At 59.9% G+C, this 23,374-nt stretch carries 21 protein-coding genes; 4 read left to right on the forward strand and 17 right to left on the reverse strand.

Annotation, left to right across the window (positions count from 1 at the left end; all coding sequences use genetic code 11):
- Positions 1 to 127: 127 nt before the first annotated feature.
- The gene (gene fabA, locus J3P89_RS20805) at positions 128 to 643 is read left to right on the forward strand and encodes a 3-hydroxyacyl-[acyl-carrier-protein] dehydratase FabA (RefSeq protein WP_030138344.1); all 516 of its coding nucleotides are present in this window, start codon (positions 128 to 130) and stop codon (positions 641 to 643) included.
- A gap of 11 nt (positions 644 to 654) precedes the next feature.
- Complete coding sequence (fabB, locus tag J3P89_RS20810) at positions 655 to 1,875, forward strand: beta-ketoacyl-ACP synthase I (protein WP_434569400.1); 1,221 nt, start codon at positions 655 to 657, stop codon at positions 1,873 to 1,875.
- 195 nt (positions 1,876 to 2,070) lie between these two features.
- Here the strand turns inward: fabB and J3P89_RS20815 are convergent, their stop codons facing one another.
- Both J3P89_RS20815 and J3P89_RS20820 read right to left on the reverse strand, forming a co-directional pair.
- Positions 2,071 to 2,535 (reverse strand): DUF3859 domain-containing protein, encoded by a 465-nt coding sequence (locus J3P89_RS20815; protein WP_018610122.1) that lies wholly within the window; start codon positions 2,533 to 2,535, stop codon positions 2,071 to 2,073.
- A 209-nt stretch (positions 2,536 to 2,744) separates the two neighbouring features.
- Positions 2,745 to 3,761: an amidohydrolase family protein gene (locus tag J3P89_RS20820; protein ID WP_434698038.1), complete on the reverse strand. Its 1,017-nt coding sequence runs from the start codon at positions 3,759 to 3,761 to the stop codon at positions 2,745 to 2,747.
- Positions 3,762 to 3,880: 119 nt separating this feature from the next.
- Between J3P89_RS20820 and J3P89_RS20825 the strand changes: the two genes are divergently transcribed.
- A complete protein-coding gene (locus J3P89_RS20825; RefSeq protein ID WP_434695525.1) occupies positions 3,881 to 4,741 on the forward strand; it encodes a pirin family protein in 861 nt (286 codons plus the stop codon).
- Positions 4,742 to 4,883: 142 nt separating this feature from the next.
- Here the strand turns inward: J3P89_RS20825 and J3P89_RS20830 are convergent, their stop codons facing one another.
- The 4 genes from J3P89_RS20830 to J3P89_RS20845 all read right to left on the reverse strand — a co-directional run bounded on the left by J3P89_RS20830 (position 4,884) and on the right by J3P89_RS20845 (position 8,609).
- Positions 4,884 to 5,612: a dienelactone hydrolase family protein gene (locus J3P89_RS20830; protein WP_434695526.1), complete on the reverse strand. Its 729-nt coding sequence runs from the start codon at positions 5,610 to 5,612 to the stop codon at positions 4,884 to 4,886.
- 70 nt (positions 5,613 to 5,682) lie between these two features.
- Positions 5,683 to 7,587, reverse strand: coding sequence for a molecular chaperone HtpG (gene htpG / locus J3P89_RS20835; protein WP_305496099.1), 1,905 nt, complete (start codon positions 7,585 to 7,587; stop codon positions 5,683 to 5,685).
- Positions 7,588 to 7,674: 87 nt separating this feature from the next.
- Positions 7,675 to 8,136 carry a PaaI family thioesterase gene (locus J3P89_RS20840; RefSeq protein ID WP_434695527.1) on the reverse strand — a complete coding sequence of 154 codons (462 nt, stop codon included), beginning with the start codon at positions 8,134 to 8,136 and terminating at the stop codon, positions 7,675 to 7,677.
- Positions 8,133 to 8,609, reverse strand: coding sequence for a PaaI family thioesterase (locus J3P89_RS20845; RefSeq protein ID WP_434695528.1), 477 nt, complete (start codon positions 8,607 to 8,609; stop codon positions 8,133 to 8,135). Before J3P89_RS20845 ends, J3P89_RS20840 begins: the two co-directional genes overlap by 4 nt.
- 158 nt (positions 8,610 to 8,767) lie before the next feature.
- On the opposite strand from J3P89_RS20845, the gene J3P89_RS20850 reads away from it, so the two are divergent.
- Complete coding sequence (locus J3P89_RS20850; RefSeq protein WP_030138335.1) at positions 8,768 to 9,019, forward strand: hypothetical protein; 252 nt, start codon at positions 8,768 to 8,770, stop codon at positions 9,017 to 9,019.
- Between the two features lie 72 nt (positions 9,020 to 9,091).
- Here the strand turns inward: J3P89_RS20850 and J3P89_RS20855 are convergent, their stop codons facing one another.
- The 11 genes from J3P89_RS20855 to sdhC form a co-directional block, all read right to left on the reverse strand.
- Positions 9,092 to 9,829 carry a DUF599 domain-containing protein gene (locus tag J3P89_RS20855; protein WP_434603187.1) on the reverse strand — a complete coding sequence of 246 codons (738 nt, stop codon included), beginning with the start codon at positions 9,827 to 9,829 and terminating at the stop codon, positions 9,092 to 9,094.
- Between the two features lie 232 nt (positions 9,830 to 10,061).
- The gene (gene brnQ, locus J3P89_RS20860) at positions 10,062 to 11,375 is read right to left on the reverse strand and encodes a branched-chain amino acid transport system II carrier protein (RefSeq protein ID WP_305496103.1); all 1,314 of its coding nucleotides are present in this window, start codon (positions 11,373 to 11,375) and stop codon (positions 10,062 to 10,064) included.
- A gap of 453 nt (positions 11,376 to 11,828) precedes the next feature.
- Positions 11,829 to 12,713 carry a succinate--CoA ligase subunit alpha gene (gene sucD, locus J3P89_RS20865; RefSeq protein ID WP_305496104.1) on the reverse strand — a complete coding sequence of 295 codons (885 nt, stop codon included), beginning with the start codon at positions 12,711 to 12,713 and terminating at the stop codon, positions 11,829 to 11,831.
- Positions 12,713 to 13,879, reverse strand: a complete 1,167-nt coding sequence (gene sucC, locus J3P89_RS20870) for an ADP-forming succinate--CoA ligase subunit beta (protein WP_305496105.1) — start codon at positions 13,877 to 13,879, stop codon at positions 12,713 to 12,715. Before sucC ends, sucD begins: the two co-directional genes overlap by 1 nt.
- A 196-nt stretch (positions 13,880 to 14,075) precedes the next feature.
- Positions 14,076 to 15,512 (reverse strand): dihydrolipoyl dehydrogenase, encoded by a 1,437-nt coding sequence (gene lpdA / locus J3P89_RS20875; protein WP_434695529.1) that lies wholly within the window; start codon positions 15,510 to 15,512, stop codon positions 14,076 to 14,078.
- A gap of 111 nt (positions 15,513 to 15,623) precedes the next feature.
- Positions 15,624 to 16,847, reverse strand: a complete 1,224-nt coding sequence (odhB, locus tag J3P89_RS20880) for a 2-oxoglutarate dehydrogenase complex dihydrolipoyllysine-residue succinyltransferase (protein WP_305496107.1) — start codon at positions 16,845 to 16,847, stop codon at positions 15,624 to 15,626.
- 44 nt (positions 16,848 to 16,891) lie between these two features.
- On the reverse strand, positions 16,892 to 19,723 hold the full coding sequence (locus J3P89_RS20885) for a 2-oxoglutarate dehydrogenase E1 component (protein ID WP_434625240.1): 2,832 nt from the start codon (positions 19,721 to 19,723) through the stop codon (positions 16,892 to 16,894).
- 262 nt (positions 19,724 to 19,985) lie between these two features.
- Positions 19,986 to 20,690, reverse strand: a complete 705-nt coding sequence (locus J3P89_RS20890; protein WP_434695530.1) for a succinate dehydrogenase iron-sulfur subunit — start codon at positions 20,688 to 20,690, stop codon at positions 19,986 to 19,988.
- A gap of 11 nt (positions 20,691 to 20,701) precedes the next feature.
- Entirely contained in the window at positions 20,702 to 22,474 is a 1,773-nt protein-coding gene (gene sdhA, locus J3P89_RS20895; protein WP_434653260.1) for a succinate dehydrogenase flavoprotein subunit, read from the reverse strand.
- Positions 22,475 to 22,477: 3 nt separating this feature from the next.
- Positions 22,478 to 22,846 carry a succinate dehydrogenase, hydrophobic membrane anchor protein gene (gene sdhD, locus J3P89_RS20900; protein WP_053182233.1) on the reverse strand — a complete coding sequence of 123 codons (369 nt, stop codon included), beginning with the start codon at positions 22,844 to 22,846 and terminating at the stop codon, positions 22,478 to 22,480.
- Positions 22,840 to 23,214 carry a succinate dehydrogenase, cytochrome b556 subunit gene (gene sdhC, locus J3P89_RS20905; RefSeq protein WP_053182236.1) on the reverse strand — a complete coding sequence of 125 codons (375 nt, stop codon included), beginning with the start codon at positions 23,212 to 23,214 and terminating at the stop codon, positions 22,840 to 22,842. Before sdhC ends, sdhD begins: the two co-directional genes overlap by 7 nt.
- Positions 23,215 to 23,374: the final 160 nt, after the last annotated feature.

Consider the following 23,374-nt stretch of genomic DNA (forward strand, 5'->3'; position numbering starts at 1 on the left):
CCCGTGTGCTGTGACTTTCACTACAACGCAATAGTCTATGAGTAGGCTGCCGACTCGAGGCATGAACGCTTCGATCGGCCGGGAAGATTTGCCCCACCCTGCCGCATGGGACTATTGAGGAGCTCGCATGACCAAACAAAACGCCTTTACCCGGGAAGATCTGCTGCGCTGCAGTCGCGGTGAGCTGTTCGGCCCAGGTAACGCGCAACTGCCCGCCCCGAACATGCTGATGGTGGATCGCATCACCCATATCAGCGACGAGGGTGGCAAGTACGGCAAAGGTGAATTGGTCGCCGAGCTGGATATCACTCCGGACCTGTGGTTCTTCGCCTGCCATTTCGAAGGTGACCCGGTGATGCCGGGCTGCCTGGGCCTGGATGCCATGTGGCAACTGGTCGGCTTCTTCCTTGGCTGGCAGGGCCTGCCGGGTCGCGGTCGCGCCCTGGGTTCGGGCGAGGTGAAGTTCTTCGGTCAGGTGCTCCCGACCGCGAAGAAGATTACCTATAACATCCATATCAAACGCGTCCTCAAGGGCAAGCTGAACATGGCCATTGCCGATGGTTCGGTGGCTGTCGACGGTCGCGAGATCTACACCGCCGAAGGCCTTCGGGTCGGCGTTTTCACCTCCACTGACAACTTCTAAGGGTTATCCGCATGCGCCGCGTCGTTATCACTGGTCTGGGCATCGTTTCGTGCCTGGGCAATGACAAAGAGACCGTCTCCGCTAACCTGCGTGCAAGTCGCCCTGGCATCCGGTACAACCCGGAATACGCCGAAATGGGTCTGCGTAGCCAGGTTTCCGGCTCCATTGACCTCAATCTCGAAGAGCTGATCGATCGCAAGATCTACCGTTTCGTCGGCCACGCGGCAGCTTATGCCTACCTGGCCATGAAGGACGCCATCGCTGACTCCGGCCTGACCGACGAGCAGGTTTCCAACGTGCGCACCGGCCTGATCGCCGGTTCCGGTGGCGCGTCGACCCTGAACCAGATGGAAGCGCTGGACATCCTGCGCGAGAAAGGCGTCAAGCGCGTCGGCCCGTACCGCGTCACGCGGACCATGGGCAGCACTGTGTCGGCCTGCCTGGCCACGCCATTCAAGATCAAGGGCCTGAACTACTCGATCTCCTCCGCCTGCGCCACCAGTGCCCACTGCATTGGCACCGCGGTCGAGCAGATCCAGATGGGCAAGCAGGACATCGTCTTCGCCGGTGGCGGCGAAGAAGAACATTGGAGCCAGTCGTTCCTGTTCGACGCGATGGGCGCCTTGTCCAGCAAGCGTAACGACTCTCCGCAGACAGCTTCCCGTGCCTACGATGCCGACCGTGACGGTTTTGTCATCGCCGGCGGTGGCGGCATGGTCGTGGTCGAGGAGCTGGAACACGCCCTCGCCCGTGGCGCGAAAATCTATGCGGAAATCGTCGGCTACGGCGCCACTTCCGACGGCTACGACATGGTCGCGCCAAGCGGCGAAGGTGCCGTGCGCTGCATGCAGATGGCCATGTCCACCGTCGATACGCCAATCGACTACCTGAACACCCACGGCACCTCGACTCCGGTCGGCGACGTCGCGGAGATGAAAGGCGTACGTGAAGTGTTCGGCGACAAGGCCCCGGCCATCAGCTCCACCAAGAGCCTGTCGGGTCACTCCCTGGGCGCCGCCGGCGTTCATGAAGCGATCTACTGCATGCTGATGATGGAAGGCAACTTCATGGCCGGTTCGGCCAACATCGACGAGCTGGACCCGGAAGTGGCCGACCTGCCAATCCTGACCAAGACTCGCGAAAATGCCACCATCAACACCGTGATGAGCAACAGCTTCGGCTTCGGTGGCACCAACGCTACCCTGGTGATGAAGCGCTGGCAGGGCCAGTAAGCCCCGCTGCTACGCCGCACAAAAAAACGCCCCGACTGGTTCGGGGCGTTTTTTTGTCTGGCAAATATGCCTGGGTTCACAATGTGGGAGCGAGCCTGCTCGCGAAAGCGGCGTGTCAGGCAACGATTCCCTGACTGTCACACCGCCTTCGCGAGCAGGCTCGCTCCCACATTTTCGATCTGCGCAAATGAAGGTTCAGCGCACGACAAACCGCTGCTGCGTCAGCAACCGATCACCCTGGAACACCATGAATCGCCACTCCCCCGGCACCACTTCGTGGCTTTCGGTGAATTCGTAGGCCATCACATCCTGCGGCGCGCCAGGCACCAGCTTCTGGATGACTTCGAATTTGTCATGGCGCACGCCATCGGGGGTACGGATGCCCGGGGTGAAATACAACAGGGTCAACGGCTGGTCATCCGCGACCTTGCCGGCCAACTGGTAGCGCATGCCAAATTTGGTGCCCAGCTTTGCCGGTACGCTCTCGGTCTGGCGGATCTGCTCATTGCTGCGCCGCAAGACCCGCTCGCCCGATTGCAACTCGGCTTGCGGCCCTTCGAAGACACCGTATTCCACCGGACCTTCGACACGGACTTCGGCCTGTGCCAGGCCGCAGGTCAACAACAGCGCGACCAGTGCGCTTGAACGGGTGAGATGCATAGTGCGCTCCTTGATTGAGATGAGCGCGAGGGTATGACGCGGGAGTGACAGCCTGATGACAAAGCGATGTTCGCCATGCCACCGATAGCCCAGGGATTGGCAGACCTGTGGCGAGGGAGCTTGCTCCCGCTCGGCTGCGCAGCAGTCGCCAGATTTTGGGGCTACTGCGTAGCCCAGCGGGAGCAAGCTCCCTCGCCACAAAAACGGACTTAGCGGGTCACTGAGCGCGGCAATACCGAAAGGAAGTTATCCCGCGCCACTTTCCTCGCGACATCTTCCGGCAAGGCGTCAAGGAACGGGTCGAAGCTGTGCAGCTCCTTGCCCAGCTTGTTGAAGCGTCCGACCACGTCAGAGCCGAGCATGAAGCGCTCCGGGAAGCGCTCCACCAGTTTTATCCATTCCTCGCGGGGCTTACCCGCCTCGTCGAGCAAATACGGCGTGAGCATGCTCCAGGAGAGGTCGATGAACAGATTGGGATAAGACTCAAGCATCCGCGTCAGGGTGGGCAACAGGAAATCCAGCCGAGTCTGGTGCCGATGGATTTCCATGCTGGTGCCGGCATGAGCCCAGATGAATCGCGTATGGGGATGATTGCGCAACGGCTCTTCGACCTCCGCCAGGTACAGCGGATTTTTCTCACGCTTGGAGGTGATGTTGGAATGCAGCATCACCGGCAGGTCATTTTCCGCCGCGAGGTGATAAATCCGCGTCATCGCTTCGTTGTTGGCGCGCGGTGTGTCGCCGGAGGTCAGCGCCGTCAGGTCATCATGGCGGGTGAAGACTTCGCCGATGCCTTGCCACAGCCCCGGATACAGGTCGAGCATGCGCTGGATATGAGCGTCGGAGTTCTTGTCATTGGGATTGAAGCCGGACAGGAACGGATGGAAGTACTGCCGCTGTTCGGCGGGCAGTTTGTTTACCGCGGCGGCCACAATCACATCGGTGGCGCTGTACCAATAGGCGTCGGCATCGTCACCGGCGTAATAGCGCGGGCGCTTGGGTTCGTCTTCATGCCATTTCTTGGCCACCGGCACGCCGGAGATCATCACATGCTCGATGCGATTGTCCGCCATGGCCTTGAGCAACTTGGGCATGCCGGCCGATTCCTGGAAGAAGTCGACGTAGTGCAGGTGCGCATCACTGTAGGTGTATTCGCGAGCCACAGCGCCAGTGCTCGAAACAGCCAGCAGCCAAATGAAGATCAAACGGGTCAAGGGCACAGGCAGTCTCCGAAAAGCCATAAGCAGCATAGACCCATCCGTCCCGCCTGGGTTCAGCCAGCGCTGCCGTCCGCTGTAGCCTCGGGTTATGCTTTGCGCATTCGTCGTTCAACCTGGAAGACACCATGACCGCTCCCCTGATCGTTCGTCCCCGCGCAGAAGACGTGGAGGGCCAGCCGATTCTTCGCCCGCTGCCGTCCGCCAAATGCCGCAGCGTCGGGCCTTTCGTGTTTTTCGACCATATGTTGCAAAACACCTACCCGGCAGGCAAAGGCATGAACATCCGCCAGCACCCGCACATCGGGTTATCCACCCTCACCTACCTGTTCGAAGGGAAACTCCAGCACAAGGACAGCCTGGGTTCCGACCAGGTAGTGGATGCCGGGGATGTCAGCTGGATGACGGCGGGCAGCGCGATCGCCCATGTCGAGCGCACTCCGCAATCGTTGCTGGGCAGCGCTTTTGTGATGCATGGCCTGCAAGTCTGGCTGGCCTCGCCCCAGCCTCATGAGCAGGGGCCCGGACACTACAGCCATCATCCGGCACCGACCCTGCCGGTCAGCGAGAACCTGGGCGTCAGCATCCGCATGATTGCCGGGTCAGGCTTTTGCCTGGAGTCGCCAGTACCGGTGCTCTCGCCTACGTTGTATGCCGAACTGAACCTGCAAACCGCGACGACATTGTTGATTCCCACCGAGCATGAAGAGCGTGCACTGTATGTATTGAGCGGCGAGGCGCAACTGGACGGTGAGCCGCTGGAGCCTCACTCGCTGGTCATCCTGCCGGCCGGAGAAGAGATGGCCCTGTTCGCCAGCAGCGACTGCCATGCCGTGCTGTTCGGCGGGGCACCGCTGGACGGGCCACGGCGGATGAACTGGAATTTCGTCGCCAGCGACCCGGCCCGTATCGATGAAGCCCGCCGGCGCTGGGCGGCCGGGGACTGGCCGACTGTGCCGGGGGAAAGCGAGCGGATCGAATTGCCCTGATTTCAGGGGTGTCTCATATGCAGCCATCGCGAGCAGGCTCGCTCCCACACTGGATCGGCGCGGTTCGCAGGTCTCGCGTACAACTCGATTCAATGTGGGAGCGAGCCTGCTCGCGAAAGCAATATGACAGAAGCCAGGGCAATCAGCCCTTGAACACCTCATCCAGCAAATTATGCATCGACCGGAACGCCCGCCCGGCGACCTTGGCGTTGTACATCATCTTGCCCGGCACATTGGCCTGTGGATCGGTGAAGGAATGCACCGCGCCGCCATAACTCAGCAATTGCCAGTCCACCCCAGCGGCGTTCATCTCCTCCTCGAAGGCCGGCAACTGTTCTTTCGGCACCAGCGGATCGGAGGCGCCATGCATCACCAGGACGGCGCCCTGGATATTCTGCGCATCGGCCGGGTTCGGCGTATCCAGGGTCCCGTGGAACGAGATCGCAGCCTTGAGCGGTGCGCCGCTGCGAGCCAGCTCCAGTGAACAGCAACCACCGAAGCAGAAGCCGAACGTGGCCAGTTTCGCCGTGTCGACCTGCGCTTCGCCCTGGTTCTGCAATTGCTCCAGCGCTACCTGCATGCGCTTGCGCAACAAGGCCCGGTCGTTCTTGAGCGGCATCATTGCCGCTCCCGCCTCGTCGGCGTTGCTCGGGCGCAGCGTCTGCCCGTACAGGTCGGCGATCAGCACCACGTAGCCGTTGGCGGCCACCAACCTGGCAATGTCCTCGGCCCCCACCCCCACGCCCATCCAGTTCGGCGCCATCAGCAACCCCGGACGCGGGCCCTGCTGGTTGACGTCGAAGGCCAGGCGACCTTCATAGCTTTGCCCATCGATCTGATACACCAGTGAACGAACCGTAACCTGACTCATGACGGACTCCTTTATTGACTGAACACCAGAAATGACAAAACCCGCCTGAGCGGGTTTTGTATTCACTTGATCAAGCTGACAGCTCAACCAGCAGCTTGTTCAAACGCCGGACATAGGCCGCCGGGTCTTTCAGGCTGTCGCCAGCCGCCAGGGCCGCCTGGTCGAACAGGATGTGCGAGAGGTCGCCAAAACGCTCTTCGCTCTGCTCGTTGTCGAGTTTTTCCACCAGCGGGTGAGCCGGGTTGAATTCGAAGATCGGCTTGGAATCCGGAACCTTCTGGCCGCTGGCCTCAAGGATCTGGCGCATCTGCAGGCCGAGGTCCTGCTCGCCGATGGCCAGGATGGCCGGGGAGTCGGTCAGGCGGTGCGAGACACGCACTTCGCTGACGGCATCGCCCAACGCAGTCTTGATCCGCTCGACCAGGCCTTCCTTGCTCTTGGCGACTTCTTCGGCGGCTTTCTTGTCTTCTTCCGAATCCAGGTTGCCAAGGTCGAGGTCGCCACGGGCCACATCGACGAAGCTCTTGCCGTCGAACTCGTTGAGGTAGCTCATCAGCCACTCGTCGATGCGGTCGGTCAGCAGCAGCACTTCGATGCCTTTCTTGCGGAAGACTTCCAGGTGCGGGCTGTTCTTGACCTGCGCATAAGTTTCGCCGGTCAGGTAGTAGATCTTGTCCTGGCCTTCCTTGGCGCGGGCCAGGTAATCGGCCAGGCTGACGCTCTGCTCGCCGTCGTCACTCTGGGTCGAGGCAAAACGCAGCAGGCCGGCGATCTTCTCTTTGTTAGCGAAATCTTCGGCCGGGCCTTCTTTCATCACCTGGCCGAAGTTCTTCCAGAAGCTCTTGTATTGCTCAGGCTCGCTCTTCGCCAGCTTTTCCAGCATGTCGAGGACGCGCTTGGTCAGCGCCGACTTCATGGAGTCGATGATCGGATCTTTCTGCAGGATTTCCCGCGAAACGTTCAGCGACAGGTCATTGGAGTCCACCACACCCTTGATGAAGCGCAGGTACAGCGGCAGGAACGATTCGGCCTGGTCCATCACGAACACGCGCTGCACGTACAACTTCAGCCCGCGTGGTGCTTCGCGCTGGTACAGGTCGAATGGCGCACGGGCCGGCACGTACAGCAGCGAGCTGTATTCCAGCTTGCCTTCGACCTTGTTATGGCTCCAGCTCAGCGGGTTCTCGTAGTCGTGGGCGATGTGCTTGTAGAACTCCTGGTATTCCTCGTCCTTGATCTCGGTACGAGGACGGGTCCACAGGGCACTGGCGCGGTTGACGGTTTCCCATTCCACTTCAGGTTTTTCTTCGCCTTCGGCAGCGGTGACTTCCTTCGGCAACTCGATCGGCAGCGCGATATGGTCAGAATATTTCTTGATGATGTTGCGCAGGCGCCAGCCATCGGCGAACTCTTCTTCACCGGACTTCAGGTGCAAGACGATGCGGGTACCGCGCTCAGCCTTGTCGATGGTCGCGACTTCAAATTCGCCTTCGCCCTTGGAGGACCAGTGCACGCCTTCGCTCGCTGCGAGGCCGGCACGGCGGCTGAACACTTCGACCTGATCGGCAACGATGAACGCGGAATAAAAACCGACGCCGAACTGACCGATCAGATGGGAATCCTTCTTCTGGTCGCCCGACAGGTTTTTCATGAAATCGGCGGTGCCGGACTTGGCGATGGTGCCCAGGTGCGTGATCACCTCGTCGCGGCTCATGCCGATGCCGTTGTCTTCGAGCGTGACGGTTTTCGCGTCCTTGTCAAAGCTCACACGGATTTTCAGCTCCGCGCCGCCTTCCAGCAGTTCTGGCTTGGACAGCGCTTCGAAACGTAATTTGTCGACTGCGTCAGAGGCGTTCGAGATCAGCTCGCGAAGAAAAATTTCCTTATTCGAATACAGCGAGTGAATCATCAGGTGCAGCAGCTGCTTCACCTCGGTCTGGAAGCCCAGGGTTTCCTTTTGAGTTTCCACGCTCATGGTCATCAAACTCCAAGTGGATGGTGGTGTCCGCCTCGCTGAGATTGGCGGCGGGATGTCCACAAGGTGGGGGCACCGGTGATGATTTCAAGGGGCGGTCGGCCTGGAGGGTGCAGGGATCTTGAAATGGGCCCTAGCCGTGGCAATCGGTTCGGCTTCGGATTCCTGCCAGGCGGTGATCGCCACATTGGCCACGCGCCGGCCCTGGCGCCAGACCTGACACCGGGCATAGGTGTCACGAAACTGCCCGGCGCGCAGGTAATCCAGGGAAAAATCGATGATCTTCGGCACCCCGGTCGCACGGGTCGCAATCAGCAGATGAACGGCGGCCGACAGCTCCATGAAACCGGCAATCACCCCGCCATGGATCGCGGGCAGTAAAGGGTTACCAATGTTGTCCTTGTTGGCCGGCAGGCAAAACAGCAACTCGTCGCCCTGACGAGAACATTCGACGCCGATGAGGCGCGCATAGGGGATCGAGGCCAGCAGCAGCGCGTAGTCGCCATGCTCGCAGGCCTGGCGCAATTGTTCCACGGTGATATCGGTCATGGCTTTTGCACCGCAGCCGTCAGGCCACCCTTTCCCATTCCCCGAGCGCTATCGCCCAGGCGCATGAAAGTGCCCACCACATGGGCGATGGGTTGCCCGGGATCATCCTGGTAGGCAAAACCCCGGCTGAAAATCACGTCCGGCGTGACCCTATAGCACTGTGCGAAACCATAGATGGCTTTATCAGGCATGGCCGCGTGCATGTAATCGATGCGCAGATCCAGGGTCGGGCAGACCTCGAATTGCGGCAGCACGCACAAGGTCGACATGCCGCAAGCGGTATCCATCAGCGTGGTCAGCGCTCCGCCATGGACGATGCCTGTCAGCGGATTACCAACGATAGATGGGCTGTAGGGCAACATCACGGTCAAACCTTCGGAACTGGCGCTGTGCAATGTCAGACCCAGCACCTGGCAATGCCTTAGCGCGGATAAGAAGCGTGTCGCACGCTCAAAAACGGAATCCTCAGCCATTTGTGTTAATGCCCTTATGTATGAAGAAGCCCAACAACCACCGTGGGACATAAAGTTCCGCTGCGCTGCAAAGTTATATATCTAGAGCAAAAGAGGAACTTAACCCGAGGGGGCGCGCTCAAAAGGCCAGTAGTTATATCCATAAGGAGAAACACCCCATGCGTAAGACTTTTGCTATTGCCTTGATGTTGGCCGCCTCCCTCGGTCTCGCTGCCTGCGATAAAAAATCCGAGGACAAGGCTCAAGATGCCAACCAACACGCTGAACAAGCTCAGCAAGACATGAACAAAGCACAGGATAAAGTGAACGACGCGGCGAAAGAAAACGCCGAAGCTGCCAAAGCTCAGTCTGAATCGAACAGTGCCGCCCAGCAGGAACAAGCCCCTGCTACCGCGCCTAAAACCAACTGATACGGTTTCAGTGGTAAAAGAAAACCCGCCTGGTGCGGGTTTTCTTTTGCCTGCGATTTGAGAAAGCTGCGATCAAGCCGCTTCCTTGCCGGTTTCGGGCACCGGCGCTTCGGTAGGCGTGTAGACCATCACGTCCAGCACATCCGAATGAAACTCGCGTTGATACAACACAAACACCACGCCGGCGCTCATCAGCATGAACAGCCAGGGGCTGACGAACCATGCCAGCATGGTCATGCCGAAATAATAGGCACGCAAGCCGAAGTTGAACTGGTTGGCCGCCATCGAAATGACCCGCGCCGCCCTCGAAGCAAAGGCCTTGCGCTCCAGCTCGGACACATGCCGCTCGCCGATCATCGGCGCAGAACCTACCAGGACCGCGGCGAAGTTGTATTGGCGCATGCACCAGCTGAACGTGAAGAACGCGTAGACGAACACCAGCGCAAGACACAGCAGCTTCACTTCCGCCATGCCCTGGGAGGCCTGTTGTACCAGCGGCAGGTCCGCAAGCAGCGATACCGCGCGGTCAGACGCCCCGAGCACGGTCAGGATACCGGCCAGGATGATCAGCGTGCTGGAGGCGAAGAAGGACGCGTTGCGCTCCAGGTTGCCGATCACGCTGGCATCGGCAATGCGGTTGTCGCGCAGCAGCATGCGACGCATCCAGTCTTCGCGGTACAGGTGCATCACGCTGGCCAGGCACGCCGTGTCGCGGGCCTTCCAGGAGGCGTAACGGGTATAGCCGGCCCAGCAGATGATGAACCAGACGGCGGCGAGCAGATGGATCAGGTTGGCTTGGATGAATGACATGCAGTTCCCTGTGATGAAACAAAACCTGCGGCAATAATATCAGCGAACCCTGTGGGAGCGAGCCTGCTCGCGATAGCGATATAACTTTCACTTCTATGTCAGCAATTCGGGCGCTTTCGCGAGCAGGCTCGCTCCCACAGGTCCACGGAAAAAGACACTGTCCCAATAAAAAATGCCCCGCATCGATTGATACGGGGCATTTCGTTTTACCGATGGGCCTGCTGGAAGCCGCTTACGCCAACGCTTCGCTGCGCTTGCCCAGCAGTCGATCGCAGACCACCGCGACCACCAGGGTCATGACCGAAGGGACCAGCCAGGCCAGGCCCTGGTCGCTCAACGGCAGGTGGGCCAACTGCGTCGGCAGCCAATCCGCCAGCCCGGCGCCCTTGAGGGCGTCGATCAAGCCGAACAGGAACGACACCAGCATGACCGGGCCGACGATCCGCCCCTGCTCATGCCAGAAGTCTTTGCAGAAGCTCAGGGCGACCAATGCGATGCAAGGTGGATAGATCGCGGTGAGGACCGGAATCGAGAAAGCGATCAGCTTGGTCAGCCCGAGGTTGGACACCAGCAGCGAAAACGCCGCCAGGATGATCACCAGCGTCTTGTAGGACAGCGGCAGGACGCGGCTAAAGTACTCGGCGCAGGCGCAGGTCAGGCCAACCGCCGTCACCAGGCACGCCAGGGAGATCAGTACCGCAAGGAAGCCGCTGCCCAGGCTGCCGAAGGTATGTTGCACGTAGGCATGCAGGACGGCCGCGCCGTTGGTCGCGCCCGCGGCGACTTCATGGCTGCCCGAACCCAGGCGGAACAGGCTGACATAGACCAGCGCCAGCCCCACCCCGGCGATAAGCCCGGCGATGATGGCGTAGCGGGTGATCAAGGCCGGAGACTCGACCCCTCGGGAACGGATGGCGTTGACGATGACGATGCCGAACACCAAGGCACCGAGGGTATCCATGGTCAGGTAGCCATTGATGAAGCCTTGGGAAAACGGCGCCGCCACGTATTCGGGAGTCGCCACGCCGATATCGCCCGCCGGCAAGGCAAACGCGGCGATGCCCAGCACCGCCAGGGCGATGATTTTCAGCGGCGCGAGAAAGCGCCCGACGGTGTCCAGCAAGCGGCCCGGATAAAGCGAGATGAAGAACACCACCAGAAAGTACACCGCGCTGTACAGGAACAACGCCAACGGGCTCTCGCCGGTCAGCGGTGCCAGGCCGACTTCGAACGATACGGTGGCGGTTCGCGGGGTGGCGAATAGCGGGCCGACCGCCAGGTAGCACACCGCTGCCAGCAAACCACCGGCGATCTTGCCGATGGGGCTGCTCAAGGCGTCCATCGCGCCACCGACCTTGGCCAGCGCAACGACCGTGATCACCGGCAGCCCGACCGCCGTGATGAGAAAGCCCAGCGCCGCCATCCAGACATGAGGCCCGGACTGCAAACCGACGATAGGCGGGAAGATGATGTTGCCGGCCCCGACGAACAGGGCAAATGTCATGAAACCAAGCGCCAGGATGTCCTGGCCTTTCAACACTTTCATTAAGGAAACCACACTACTGAATCGGAATTTAGAGAGGGATTTCCCTTATGGGTGAGGGAAATGCTGCCGATCCGTATGAGACCGACCCGTTTAGCGCGTCGCTTCCTTGTGGGCAGCGGTCGCAAAATGGCTGCTAGCCTAACGAATTTAGCGATAAAACGCACTGTTACAGGGCGAACTATCCGATACACGACATTGCTGTGTCGCATTTACGTATCTATTTTTCCAACAGGCCGCAGCAATGCACCCCGTGGCAAGGGAGCTTGCTCCCGCTGGGCTGCGCAGCAGCCCTCATTCAGGCGCCTGTATTTATGCAGACAAAAATGCGCTGTCCAGTTTACGACTGCTACGCAGCCGAGCGGGAGCAAGCTCCCTCGCCACAAGAGCGAACCAGAAACGACAAAGGCCACCCGAAGGTGGCCTTTGTTGCTGGAACGAAGGGTCAGCCGAAGCTTACTTCTTCATTTCCCAGCCAGTCAGCTCGGCCAGGGCCTTGCCGATGTCTGCCAGCGAACGCACGGTTTTCACGCCTGCGTCTTGCAGCGCAGCGAACTTCTCGTCCGCAGTGCCTTTGCCGCCGGAGATGATTGCACCCGCATGGCCCATGCGCTTGCCCGCAGGGGCAGTCACACCAGCGATGTAGGAAACGACCGGCTTGGTCACGTTTGCCTTGATGTAGGCAGCGGCTTCTTCTTCAGCGGAACCGCCGATCTCACCGATCATGACGATCGCTTCGGTCTTCGGGTCTTCCTGGAACAGCTTCAGGATGTCGATGAAGTTGGAGCCTGGGATCGGGTCACCGCCGATGCCGACGCAAGTGGACTGACCGAAACCGGCGTCAGTGGTCTGCTTCACGGCTTCGTAGGTCAGGGTGCCGGAACGGGAAACGATACCGACCTTGCCTGGCAAGTGAATGTGACCTGGCATGATGCCGATCTTGCATTCGCCTGGAGTGATCACGCCTGGGCAGTTAGGGCCGATCAGGGTAACACCCAGTTCGTCGCACTTGACCTTGGCATCCAGCATGTCCAGGGTAGGAATGCCTTCGGTGATGCAAACGATCAGCTTGATGCCGCCGAATGCTGCTTCCAGGATGGAGTCCTTGCAGAAAGGAGCTGGAACGTAGATCACGCTGGCGGTGGCGCCAGTGGCAGCTACAGCGTCTTTCACGGTGTTGAACACTGGCAGGCCCAGGTGCTCGGTACCGCCTTTGCCCGGCGTTACACCGCCGACCATCTGGGTGCCGTATTCGATGGCTTGCTGGGTGTGGAAGCTACCTTGCGAACCGGTAATGCCCTGGCAGATAACCTTGGTGTCTTTGTTGATCAGGACGCTCATTATTTGCCCTCCGCAGCTTTGACGACTTGTTGAGCAGCGTCGGTCAGGCTGGTAGCAGCGATGATGTTCAAACCGCTTTCTGCCAGTACTTTAGCGCCCAGTTCAGCGTTGTTGCCTTCAAGGCGCACAACAACCGGGATTTTCACGCCGACTTCTTTCACGGCGCCAATGATGCCTTCGGCAATCATGTCGCAGCGAACGATGCCGCCGAAGATGTTGACCAGTACTGCAGCGACGTTGGAGTCGGACAGGATGATCTTGAACGCTTCGGTAACGCGTTCCTTGGTAGCACCGCCGCCCACGTCGAGGAAGTTGGCTGGCTTGCCGCCATGCAGGTTGACGATGTCCATGGTACCCATGGCCAGGCCGGCACCGTTGACCATGCAGCCGATGTTGCCTTCCAGCGCTACGTAGTTCAGTTCGAACTTGGCAGCGTGCGCTTCGCGCGGATCGTCCTGCGACGGATCGTGGAAAGTCTTCAGCTTAGGCTGACGGTACATGGCGTTGGCGTCGATGTTGATCTTGGCATCGAGGCAGTGCAGATCGCCGTCGGCCTTGATCACCAGCGGGTTCACTTCCAGCAGGGCCAGATCGTGATCCTGGAACAGTTTGGCCAGACCCACGAAGATCTTGGCGAACTGGGCAACCTGCTTGCCTTCCAGGCCCAGCTGGAAAGCCAGCTCGCGACCCTGGAATGGCTGTGCGCCAACCAGTGGATCGATGGTGGCCTTGAGGATTTTCTCAGGGGTGTCGTGAGCGATTTTCTCGATGTCCACGCCACCTTCGGTGGAAGCCATGAACACGATACGACGGCTCGAACGGTCAACGACAGCGCCCAGGTACAGCTCTTTAGCGATATCAGTGCACGATTCAACCAGGATCTTGGTGACTGGCTGACCGTTGGCGTCAGTCTGGTAAGTCACCAGACGCTTGCCCAGCCACTGCTGCGCGAAGGCTTTGGCGTCTTCTTTGCTGCGAACCAGCTTGACGCCGCCCGCTTTACCGCGACCACCGGCGTGAACCTGGGCTTTGACAACCCATTCGCTGCCGCCGATCTTGTCGCAAGCTTCTGCTGCCGCTTCCGGGGTGTCTACCGCGTAACCGGTGGATACTGGCAGGCCGTACTCAGCGAACAGCTGCTTACCCTGATACTCGTGAAGATTCATGCTTATTACCGTCTTCGTTAGGTACTGCGCATTCGGTGCTGCACCGTTGTGGTGCCGCACCACCTGTGACTGCTGCTTGCGTAGCGTTCCGGTTAACCGGTGCCGCTACGCAAGACTGCGTCCAGCGGACATTCCGCGGTGAGTCTTGCACGCAAGGCTCGCGACGGGCCGCACCGCCGTGGTTTCTTATTATCCGTTAACGCTTCTTGCGGTTGGCCACGTGGATGGCGCCGCCATTCACGGCCAGGGCCGCTTCGTGCAAGGCTTCGGACAGGGTCGGATGGGAGAAGACCATCATGCCCAGGTCTTCAGCGCTGGTGCCGAATTCCATACCGATCGCGCCTTGCTGTACCAGCTCGGCAGCGCTTGGGCCAATGACGTGAACGCCCAATACGCGGTCGGTCTTGGCGTCGGCGATGACTTTCACGAAACCGCCGGTGTCGTTGGCTGCCATGGCGCGGCCGCTGGCGGCGAACGGGAAGGTGCCGACGTTAACTTCAACGCCTTCGGCTTTCAAGGCCTGCTCGGTTTTACCGACCCATGCGATTTCCGGGTGGGTGTAGATAACCGATGGGATCAGGTCGTAGTTCATCTGGGCCTTGTGGCCCTTGATGCGCTCGACAACCATGATCCCTTCTTCGGACGCCTTGTGCGCAAGCATCATGCCGCGAACCACGTCACCGATGGCGAAGACGCCCGGTACGGCGGTTGCGCAATGGTCATCGACCGCGATGAAGCCGCGCTCGTCGATTTCCACGCCGCAATCGGCGGCCAGCAGGTCAGTCGTCACCGGACGACGGCCGACCGCTACGATCAGCTTGTCGAACGTGATGGTCTGTTCGCCGTTGGCGTCGGTGTAGTTGACCACGACTTCTTCGCCGTTGACCTTGGAGCCGGTCACGCGAGCGCCCAGCTTGATGTCCAGGCCTTGCTTGGTCAGGGTCTTCAGCGCTTCCTTGGAAACCGCGGTGTCGGCGGCCATCAGGAAGGTGTCGAGGGCTTCGAGCACGGTCACTTCAGCGCCCAGGCGCGACCATACCGAACCCAGCTCCAGGCCGATCACGCCAGCGCCGATCACGCCCAGGCGTTTTGGCACGGTCTGGAATTCCAGGGCACCGGTGGAGTCGACGGTGACATTCTGGTCGACCGGAGCCGGCGGGATGTCGATCGGACGCGAGCCTGGCGCCAGGATGACGTTTTCGGCTTCGATCACTTCAACCGAGCCGTCCGGCTTGGTCACTTCGACTTTCTTGCCCAGCAGCAGCTTGCCGTGGCCTTCGATGGAAGTCACGCCGTTGGCCTTGAACAGGGTGGCAACACCGCTGGTCAGGTTCTTGACGATGCCGGCCTTGCGGCCAACCATCGCGGCGACGTCCATTTTCACTTCACCGGTAGAGATACCGTGAACGTTGAAGCTTTCTTTCGCTTCCTTGTATTTCCAGGAGCTGTCCAGCAGCGCCTTGGAAGGAATGCAACCGACGTTCAGGCAAGTACCGCCCAAGGCTTGCTTGCCTTCCTTGTCGGTGTATTTCTCGATGCAGGCAGTGGTAAGGCCCAGTTGCGCAGCCTTGATGGCCGCTACGTAGCCGCCAGGGCCCGCACCAATCACTACCACGTCGAATTTCTGAGTCATGAGTCATTCCTTTTCGAATCAAACCGGACGGTCACTTGTGGTGACCGTCGAGGGACGAAACCGGTTGTTTCAGCAAGAGGCCGGTCAACAGACCGGCCCTCGCGGCGAAAATCAGATATCCAGCAGCAGACGAGCCGGATCTTCAAGCAGGTTCTTGATGGTTACCAGGAACGTCACGGCTTCTTTGCCGTCGATCAGGCGGTGATCGTAGGACAGTGCCAGGTACATCATCGGACGAATCACGACTTGACCATTGATCGCCATCGGACGCTGCAGAATGTTGTGCATGCCGAGGATAGCCGCCTGTGGCGGGTTGACGATCGGGGTCGACATCATCGAACCGAATGTACCACCGTTGGTGATGGTGAACGTACCGCCGGTCATCTCTTCGATGGACAGCTTGCCGTCACGGGCCTTCTTGCCGAAGGTGGCGATGCCGCCTTCGATTTCGGCCAGGCTCATCAGTTCGGCGTTGCGCAGTACCGGAACCACCAGGCCACGGTCGCTGGAGACCGCGACACCGATGTCGGCGTAGCCGTGGTAGACGATGTCGGAACCGTCGATCGACGCGTTGACGGCCGGGAAGCGTTTCAGCGCTTCGGTGGCAGCCTTGACGAAGAACGACATGAAGCCCAGGCGTACGCCGTTGTGGGACTTCTCGAACAGATCCTTGTACTTCGAACGCAGGGCCATGACTTCGGTCATGTCGACTTCGTTGAAAGTGGTCAGCATCGCCATGTTCGACTGGGCTTCGACCAGACGCTCGGCAACCTTGGCACGCAGGCGGGTCATCGGAACGCGTTTTTCCACACGGTCGCCGGCAGCGAACACTGGTGCGGAAGCGGCAGGCGCGGCAGGCTTGGCTGGTGCTGCGGCCGGTGCGGCTTTCTTGGCGGCAACAGCTGCAACCACGTCTTCCTTGGTCACGCGACCACCCTTGCCGGTGCCGGCAACGGAAGCGATGTTGATACCGTTCTCTTCAGCCAGCTTGCGAGCAGCAGGGGCAGCGACTGGATCGTCTTCGCCCGATGCAGCAGGAGCAGCGGCCTGAGCGGCAGCCGGTGCAGCAGCAGCGGCTGGAGCGGCGGCGGCAGCGCCGCCCTCTTCGATCGAGCCCAGGACCTGGTTCGACAGAACGGTGGCGCCCTCTTCGGCAATGATTGCGCCCAGCACGCCGTCGGCTTCGGCCAATACTTCCAGCACGACCTTGTCGGTCTCGATGTCGACGATCAGGTCGTCACGCTTGACGGCCTCGCCTGGTTTCTTGTGCCAGGTGGCAACGGTGCCATCGGCAACCGATTCCGGGAATGACGGGGCTTTGATTTCGATAGCCATTATCTGTGGGTCCTTAAAATTCGGTTTCAGTCAGCACGAAGGCGTTAAACAGTGAAGGCATCTTGCAGCAGTTTTTCCTGCTGCTCGGCGTGCATCGACGCATAACCACACGCAGGGGCGGCAGAAGCATCACGACCGGCGTACTCCAGGCCCAGGGCCTTGTTATGGTTGCCAATGCTGCGACGCAGGTGATGCTGGCTGCTGTACCACGCGCCCTGGTTCATCGGTTCTTCCTGACACCACACCACGTGGGTGAGGTTGGTGTAAGGCGCAATGGCCTCCATCAGGTCGTCTTCCGGGAACGGGTAAAGCTGCTCGATACGCACGATGGCGATGTCTTCGCGGCCTTCGGCACGACGTTTTTCCAGCAGATCGTAGTAGACCTTGCCGCTGCACAGGATCAGGCGAGTCACCTTCGCCGCGTCCAGGGTATCGATTTCCGAGATAACGGTCTGGAAGGAGCCTTCGGCCAGGTCTTCGAGCGTGGAAATCGCCAGCTTGTGGCGCAACAGCGACTTGGGCGTCAGCACGATCAGCGGCTTGCGCAGCGGACGGATGACCTGGCGACGCAGCAGGTGGTAGATCTGCGCCGGGGTCGTCGGTACGCAAACCTGGACGTTGTGCTCGGCGCACAGTTGCAGGTAACGCTCCAGACGTGCCGAAGAGTGCTCCGGCCCCTGCCCTTCATAACCGTGTGGCAGCAGCATGGTCAGGCCGCAGAGACGACCCCACTTGTGCTCGCCGCTGGTGATGAACTGGTCGACCACCACCTGGGCACCGTTGGCGAAGTCGCCGAACTGGGCTTCCCAGATCACCAGCGCATTCGGCTCGGTGGTGGAATAGCCATATTCGAACGCCAGGACGGCTTCCTCGGACAGCAGCGAATCGTACAGGTCGAAACGTGGCTGGCCTTTGTACAGGTGTTGCAGCGGGATGTAGGTGCTGGCGTCTTTCTGGTTGTGCAGCGCCGCGTGGCGGTGCGAGAAAGTACCGCGGCCTACGTCCTGGCCGGTGATGCGAATCGGGTGACCTTCGAACGCCAGGGTCGCGTACGCCATGGTTTCGGCGTAACCCCAGTTGATCGGCAGGCCGCCGGCTTGCATCTTCTGGCGGTCTTCGTAGATCTTCGCAACCTGGCGCTGGACCACGAAGCCTTCCGGGATTTCCAGCAGCTTGGCCGACAGTTCCTGCAAGGTCTTGAGGTCGAAGCGCGTGTCGTGACGCGCGGTCCAGGCGTGACCCAGGTAAGGACGCCAGTCCACGAACAGTTCCTTGTTCGGTTCCTTGACCAGGCTTTTTACAACGTGCAGGCCGTTATCCAGGGCGTTGCGATATTCATCGACTTTTTCCTGGATACGTGCGGCATCCAGAACACCGCTCTGGGTCAGGCGATCGGCGTACAGCTCGCGGGTGGTGCGCTGCTTGGCGATCTGCTGGTACATCAGTGGCTGGGTACCGCTTGGCTCGTCGGCCTCGTTGTGGCCGCGACGACGGTAGCAGACCAGGTCGATCACCACGTCGCGCTTGTACTGCATGCGGTAGTCGATGGCCAGCTGGGTCACGAAGAGCACGGCTTCCGGGTCATCACCATTCACATGGAGAATCGGCGCCTGGATCATTTTCGCGACGTCGGTAGCGTACTCGGTGGAACGCGAGTCCAGCGGGTTGCTGATGGTGAAACCGACCTGGTTGTTGATGACGATGTGAACCGTACCGCCAGTCTTGAAGCCGCGGGTCTGCGACATCTGGAAGGTTTCCATGACCACGCCCTGACCGGCGAATGCCGCGTCACCGTGGATGGAAATCGGCAGGACCTTTTCACCGGTCGGGTCGTTGCGACGATCCTGGCGGGCACGGACCGAACCCTCGACCACCGGGGAAACGATTTCCAGGTGGGACGGGTTGAAGGCCATGGCCAGGTGGACTTCGCCACCGGTGGTCATCACGTTGGACGAGAAGCCCTGGTGGTATTTCACGTCACCGGAACCCAGCTCGACCTTCTTCTTGCCTTCGAACTCGTCGAACAGCTCGCGCGGGTTCTTGCCGAAGGTATTGACCAGTACGTTCAGGCGACCACGGTGGGCCATGCCGATGACGACTTCCTTGGTACCGTAGGAGCCGGAACGCTGGATCAGCTCGTCGAGCATCGGAATCAGGCTTTCGCCGCCTTCCAGGCCGAAACGTTTGGTGCCCGGGTATTTGGTACCCAGGTATTTCTCCAGACCTTCACCGGCGGTGACGCGCTCGAGCAAGTGGCTCTTGATGTCGGCGGAGTACGTCGGACGGCCACGAACGCTTTCCAGACGCTGCTGGAACCACTGGCGCTGCTCGGAATCGGTGATGTGCGTGAATTCAGCGCCGATGGTGCGGCAATATGTCTGCTGCAACGCTTCGTGAATTTCGCGTAGGCTCGCTTCCTCTTTGCCGATGAACAGGTCGCCGGCACGGAAGGTCGTATCAAGATCGGCATTGGTCAAGCCGTAATGAGTGATCGACAGGTCTGCAGGTGCAGGACGCTGCCACAGCCCCAGCGGGTCCAGCTGGGCTGCCTGGTGGCCGCGCATCCGGTAGGCCTGGATCAGTCGCAGTACTTCAACTTGCTTCTTCTCATGCTCGGAGCTCACGCTGCCGGCAGACACCGGTTGGGCGCGGCGCTGGTTCTTTGCCAGCAGCACGAAATGATCGCGAATCGTCGAGTGCGAAACATCGGTGGCAGAGTTACCGTCAGCCGGCAACTTCTGAAAGTAGGTGCGCCATTCTTCTGGCACAGCGTTAGGGTCGTGCAGGTAGAGCTCGTAGAGCTCTTCCACATAGGCAGCGTTACCACCGGAGAGGTGGGCACTGTTCCACATGCGCTGCATCACGCTTTCTTGCATGCTTGGTCACCCTCGATTAGGGGAACACCACCGGCGAAAACACCGAGCAAACTTGCAGAAGTCCGAGTGCAGCGACTAAAACAAGCCACTTAGGATCACGCTGATAGTCCGGGTACCAGCCCGGATGCCCCTGCTTGTCTCATTTCTTCAAAATAAGAACGGCCGCTTTGTGAGTGGCTGCTCTGGTTATAGCCAGGACGTGGGTTGAAGCCCACGCCCTCGCCTTTACGGGTACAGCGGTTCTACGGGTACAGCAGCTGAATCACACGCCGTTTTGCAGCAGCATGTTACGTACGTGACCGATGGCCTTAGTCGGGTTCAGGCCTTTCGGGCAGACGTTGACGCAGTTCATGATCCCGCGGCAGCGGAATACGCTGAACGGGTCATCCAGTGCGGCCAGACGCTCGGACGTCTTGGTGTCACGGCTGTCTGCCAGGAAGCGATACGCTTGCAGCAGGGCGGCCGGGCCCAGGAATTTGTCCGGGTTCCACCAGAACGATGGGCACGAGGTCGAGCAGCAGGCGCACAGGATGCACTCGTACAGACCGTCGAGCTTTTCACGCTCTTCAGGGGACTGCAGACGCTCGATGGCCGGAGCCGGCGTGTTGTTCTGCAGGAATGGCTTCACCTTCTCGTATTGCTTGTAGAAGATGCTCATATCGACGACCAGGTCACGGATGACCGGCAGACCTGGCAGCGGCCGAACGATCAGCTTGTTGCCCTTGACTACCGCCGACAGCGGCGTGATGCAGGCCAGGCCGTTCTTGCCGTTGATGTTCATGCCGTCGGAGCCGCAAACGCCCTCGCGGCACGAGCGACGATAGGAAAAACCTTCGTCCTGCTCTTTGATCAAGGCCAGCACGTCCAGCACCATCAGGTCTTTACCACCGGTATCGACCTGGAAGTCCTGCATGAACGGCGCGGCGTCCTGATCAGGGTTGTAGCGATACACACTGACTTGCAACATAGCGGTCACCCTTAATAAGTCCGGACTTTAGGTTCGAAAGTCGGAACAGTCTTCGGCGAGAAGTTCACGGCACGCTTGGCGACGCGTTTTTCACCCGGGAAGTACAAGGTGTGGCACAGCCAGTTTTCGTCGTCACGGTCTTCGAAGTCTTCGCGGGCATGGGCACCACGGGACTCTTTACGCACTTCAGCCGCGATGGCGGTGGCTTCGGCCACTTCCAGCAGGTTCTGCAGTTCCAGCGCTTCGATACGGGCAGTGTTGAACGCCTGCGACTTATCGTTGATCTTCACGTTGGCGATTCGTTCACGCAATTGCGCCAGCTGGGCAATACCCTTCTGCATGTATTCGCCGGTACGGAACACACCGAAGTAGTTCTGCATGCAGCTTTGCAGCTCGCGACGCAGGGTGGCGACGTCTTCGCCTTCGGTACGCTCGTTGAGACCGGCCAGACGCTTGAGGGCCACGTCGATGTCGGTGTCGCTGGCGTCGCGGTATTCGATACCGTCGGTCAGCGCTTTTTCCAGGTGCAGACCGGCAGCGCGGCCGAATACCACCAGGTCGAGCAGCGAGTTGCCGCCCAGGCGGTTGGCACCGTGCACCGATACGCACGCCACTTCACCCACTGCGAACAGGCCAGGGATGATTTCGTCCACGCCTTCGGCGTTCTGGGTGATTGCCTGGCCATGAATGTTGGTGGCAACGCCGCCCATCATATAGTGGCAGGTTGGAACCACTGGAACCGGCGCAACGACTGGATCGACGTGAGCGAAGGTCTTGGACAGTTCGCAGATACCTGGCAAGCGGCTGTGCAGCACTTCTTCGCCGAGGTGGTCGAGCTTGAGCATCACGTGGTCGCCGTTCGGGCCACAGCCGTTACCGGCAATGATCTCTTTAACCATCGAACGAGCCACGACGTCACGACCGGCAAGGTCCTTGGCGTTCGGAGCATAACGCTCCATGAAACGCTCGCCGTGCTTGTTGATCAGGTAACCGCCTTCACCACGGCAGCCTTCGGTGACCAGTACACCAGCGCCGGCGATGCCGGTCGGGTGGAACTGCCACATTTCGATGTCCTGCACCGGCACGCCGGCACGCAGGGCCATGCCGACGCCGTCACCGGTGTTGATCAGGGCGTTGGTGGTGGACGCGTAGATACGGCCCGCACCGCCGGTCGCCAGCACGGTGGCCTTGGCGCGGATGTAGGTGGTTTCGCCAGTTTCGATGCAGATCGCGATCACGCCGACGAAGGCGCCGTCCTGGTTCTTCACCAGGTCGACAGCGTAGTACTCGTTCAGAAACACGGTACCGGCTTTCAGGTTGCCCTGATAAAGGGTGTGCAGCAGTGCGTGACCGGTACGGTCGGACGCAGCGCAAGTGCGTGCAGCCTGGCCGCCCTTGCCGTAGTCCTTGGACTGGCCGCCGAACGGACGCTGGTAGATACGGCCCTGTTCGGTACGCGAGAACGGCATGCCCATGTGGTCCAGCTCGTAAACAGCAGCCGGGCCTTCCTGACACATGTATTCGATAGCGTCCTGGTCACCGATGTAGTCGGAACCCTTGACGGTATCGTACATGTGCCAGCGCCAGTCATCGTTCGGGTCGGCCGAAGCGATGGCGCAAGTGATGCCACCCTGGGCGGAAACAGTGTGCGAACGGGTCGGGAAAACCTTGGTGATCACGGCAGTCTTGTGACCGCCCTGTGCCAGTTGCAGCGCTGCGCGCATGCCGGCACCGCCACCACCAATGATGATGGCGTCGAAAGAAATCGTTGGAATGTTAGCCATGAATCAGATACCCCAGAGAATCTGCACACCCCAGACGAAGTAAGCGAACATCGCAACGCCGCATACCGCCTGGAAGAGGAAACGCACTACAGTCGCAGACTTGCCAAGCGCCATAGGCGTTAGATAGTCGGTCGCGACGGTCCACATCCCAACCCAGGCGTGAGCCCCTAGCGCAACAAGAGTCAGGAGGCTGAAAATACGCATCCAGTTATTTGCAAACAGCGCGTGCCACTGGTCGTAGCCAATGCCAGGATTTGCAATGAGATATCCAATCAGGAAGATGAAATAAGCCGCGAGAACGACCGCAGACACCCGCTGAGCCATCCAGTCGTACAGACCCGAACGCGAGAGGTTCGTGACATTAGTTACCATATCCATACTCCTGCCAAAACGATCAGTACCGCGGATACGGCAATAATTATCTTCGAGCCCAGCTTGCCACCCTCTAGCGTCTCGCCGATGCCCATGTCCATCATCAGATGGCGCACGCCGGCCACCATGTGATAGAGCAACGCCGACAGCAGGGCCCAAGCTATGAACTTGGCCAAGGGGCTGGTCATGTACGCCTTCACCTCGGCAAACCCTTCGGCGGACTCCAGCGACTTGCTCAATGCATAAAGCATGATCACAAGGCCAAGAAACAGAATGATGCCGGAGACACGATGAGTGAACGACGTGACGGCTGTAATGGGGATTTTGATGGTTCTAAGGTCTAGGTTTACAGGTCGTTGGCTTTTCACGGCTTTTTTCACACTGAAGAGCCCCTAACAATCAGGGCAAAGTTGTTGGGGCGCGCACTGGTCAGGTACTCACCACCCAGGGAGTGACGACCCCCAAGAAAGCAGGCCCAAAAGCCCCTGGCGGTCGGTGGCCGAGTATAGACAGTTAGGCTACTAATGA

Origin of the sequence: Pseudomonas sp. Z1-14 (assembly GCF_051132005.1) — a bacterium.
GTDB lineage: Bacteria > Pseudomonadota > Gammaproteobacteria > Pseudomonadales > Pseudomonadaceae > Aquipseudomonas.

What these genes read in the sequence shown, in the direction of transcription:
- J3P89_RS20845 (WP_434695528.1), bottom strand. Translation starts at nt 8,609, where the DNA reads ATGGCTGAGGATTCCGTTTTTGAGCGTGCGACACGCTTCTTATCCGCG.
- htpG (WP_305496099.1), bottom strand. Translation starts at nt 7,587, where the DNA reads ATGAGCGTGGAAACTCAAAAGGAAACCCTGGGCTTCCAGACCGAGGTG.
- J3P89_RS20850 (WP_030138335.1), top strand. Translation starts at nt 8,768, where the DNA reads ATGCGTAAGACTTTTGCTATTGCCTTGATGTTGGCCGCCTCCCTCGGT.
- J3P89_RS20885 (WP_434625240.1), bottom strand. Translation starts at nt 19,723, where the DNA reads ATGCAAGAAAGCGTGATGCAGCGCATGTGGAACAGTGCCCACCTCTCC.
- brnQ (WP_305496103.1), bottom strand. Translation starts at nt 11,375, where the DNA reads ATGAAAGTGTTGAAAGGCCAGGACATCCTGGCGCTTGGTTTCATGACA.
- odhB (WP_305496107.1), bottom strand. Translation starts at nt 16,847, where the DNA reads ATGGCTATCGAAATCAAAGCCCCGTCATTCCCGGAATCGGTTGCCGAT.
- fabA (WP_030138344.1), top strand. Translation starts at nt 128, where the DNA reads ATGACCAAACAAAACGCCTTTACCCGGGAAGATCTGCTGCGCTGCAGT.
- J3P89_RS20855 (WP_434603187.1), bottom strand. Translation starts at nt 9,829, where the DNA reads ATGTCATTCATCCAAGCCAACCTGATCCATCTGCTCGCCGCCGTCTGG.
- sucC (WP_305496105.1), bottom strand. Translation starts at nt 13,879, where the DNA reads ATGAATCTTCACGAGTATCAGGGTAAGCAGCTGTTCGCTGAGTACGGC.
- J3P89_RS20825 (WP_434695525.1), top strand. Translation starts at nt 3,881, where the DNA reads ATGACCGCTCCCCTGATCGTTCGTCCCCGCGCAGAAGACGTGGAGGGC.
- J3P89_RS20890 (WP_434695530.1), bottom strand. Translation starts at nt 20,690, where the DNA reads ATGTTGCAAGTCAGTGTGTATCGCTACAACCCTGATCAGGACGCCGCG.
- sdhD (WP_053182233.1), bottom strand. Translation starts at nt 22,846, where the DNA reads ATGGTAACTAATGTCACGAACCTCTCGCGTTCGGGTCTGTACGACTGG.
- sucD (WP_305496104.1), bottom strand. Translation starts at nt 12,713, where the DNA reads ATGAGCGTCCTGATCAACAAAGACACCAAGGTTATCTGCCAGGGCATT.
- J3P89_RS20840 (WP_434695527.1), bottom strand. Translation starts at nt 8,136, where the DNA reads ATGACCGATATCACCGTGGAACAATTGCGCCAGGCCTGCGAGCATGGC.
- lpdA (WP_434695529.1), bottom strand. Translation starts at nt 15,512, where the DNA reads ATGACTCAGAAATTCGACGTGGTAGTGATTGGTGCGGGCCCTGGCGGC.
- fabB (WP_434569400.1), top strand. Translation starts at nt 655, where the DNA reads ATGCGCCGCGTCGTTATCACTGGTCTGGGCATCGTTTCGTGCCTGGGC.
- sdhA (WP_434653260.1), bottom strand. Translation starts at nt 22,474, where the DNA reads ATGGCTAACATTCCAACGATTTCTTTCGACGCCATCATCATTGGTGGT.
- J3P89_RS20815 (WP_018610122.1), bottom strand. Translation starts at nt 2,535, where the DNA reads ATGCATCTCACCCGTTCAAGCGCACTGGTCGCGCTGTTGTTGACCTGC.
- J3P89_RS20830 (WP_434695526.1), bottom strand. Translation starts at nt 5,612, where the DNA reads ATGAGTCAGGTTACGGTTCGTTCACTGGTGTATCAGATCGATGGGCAA.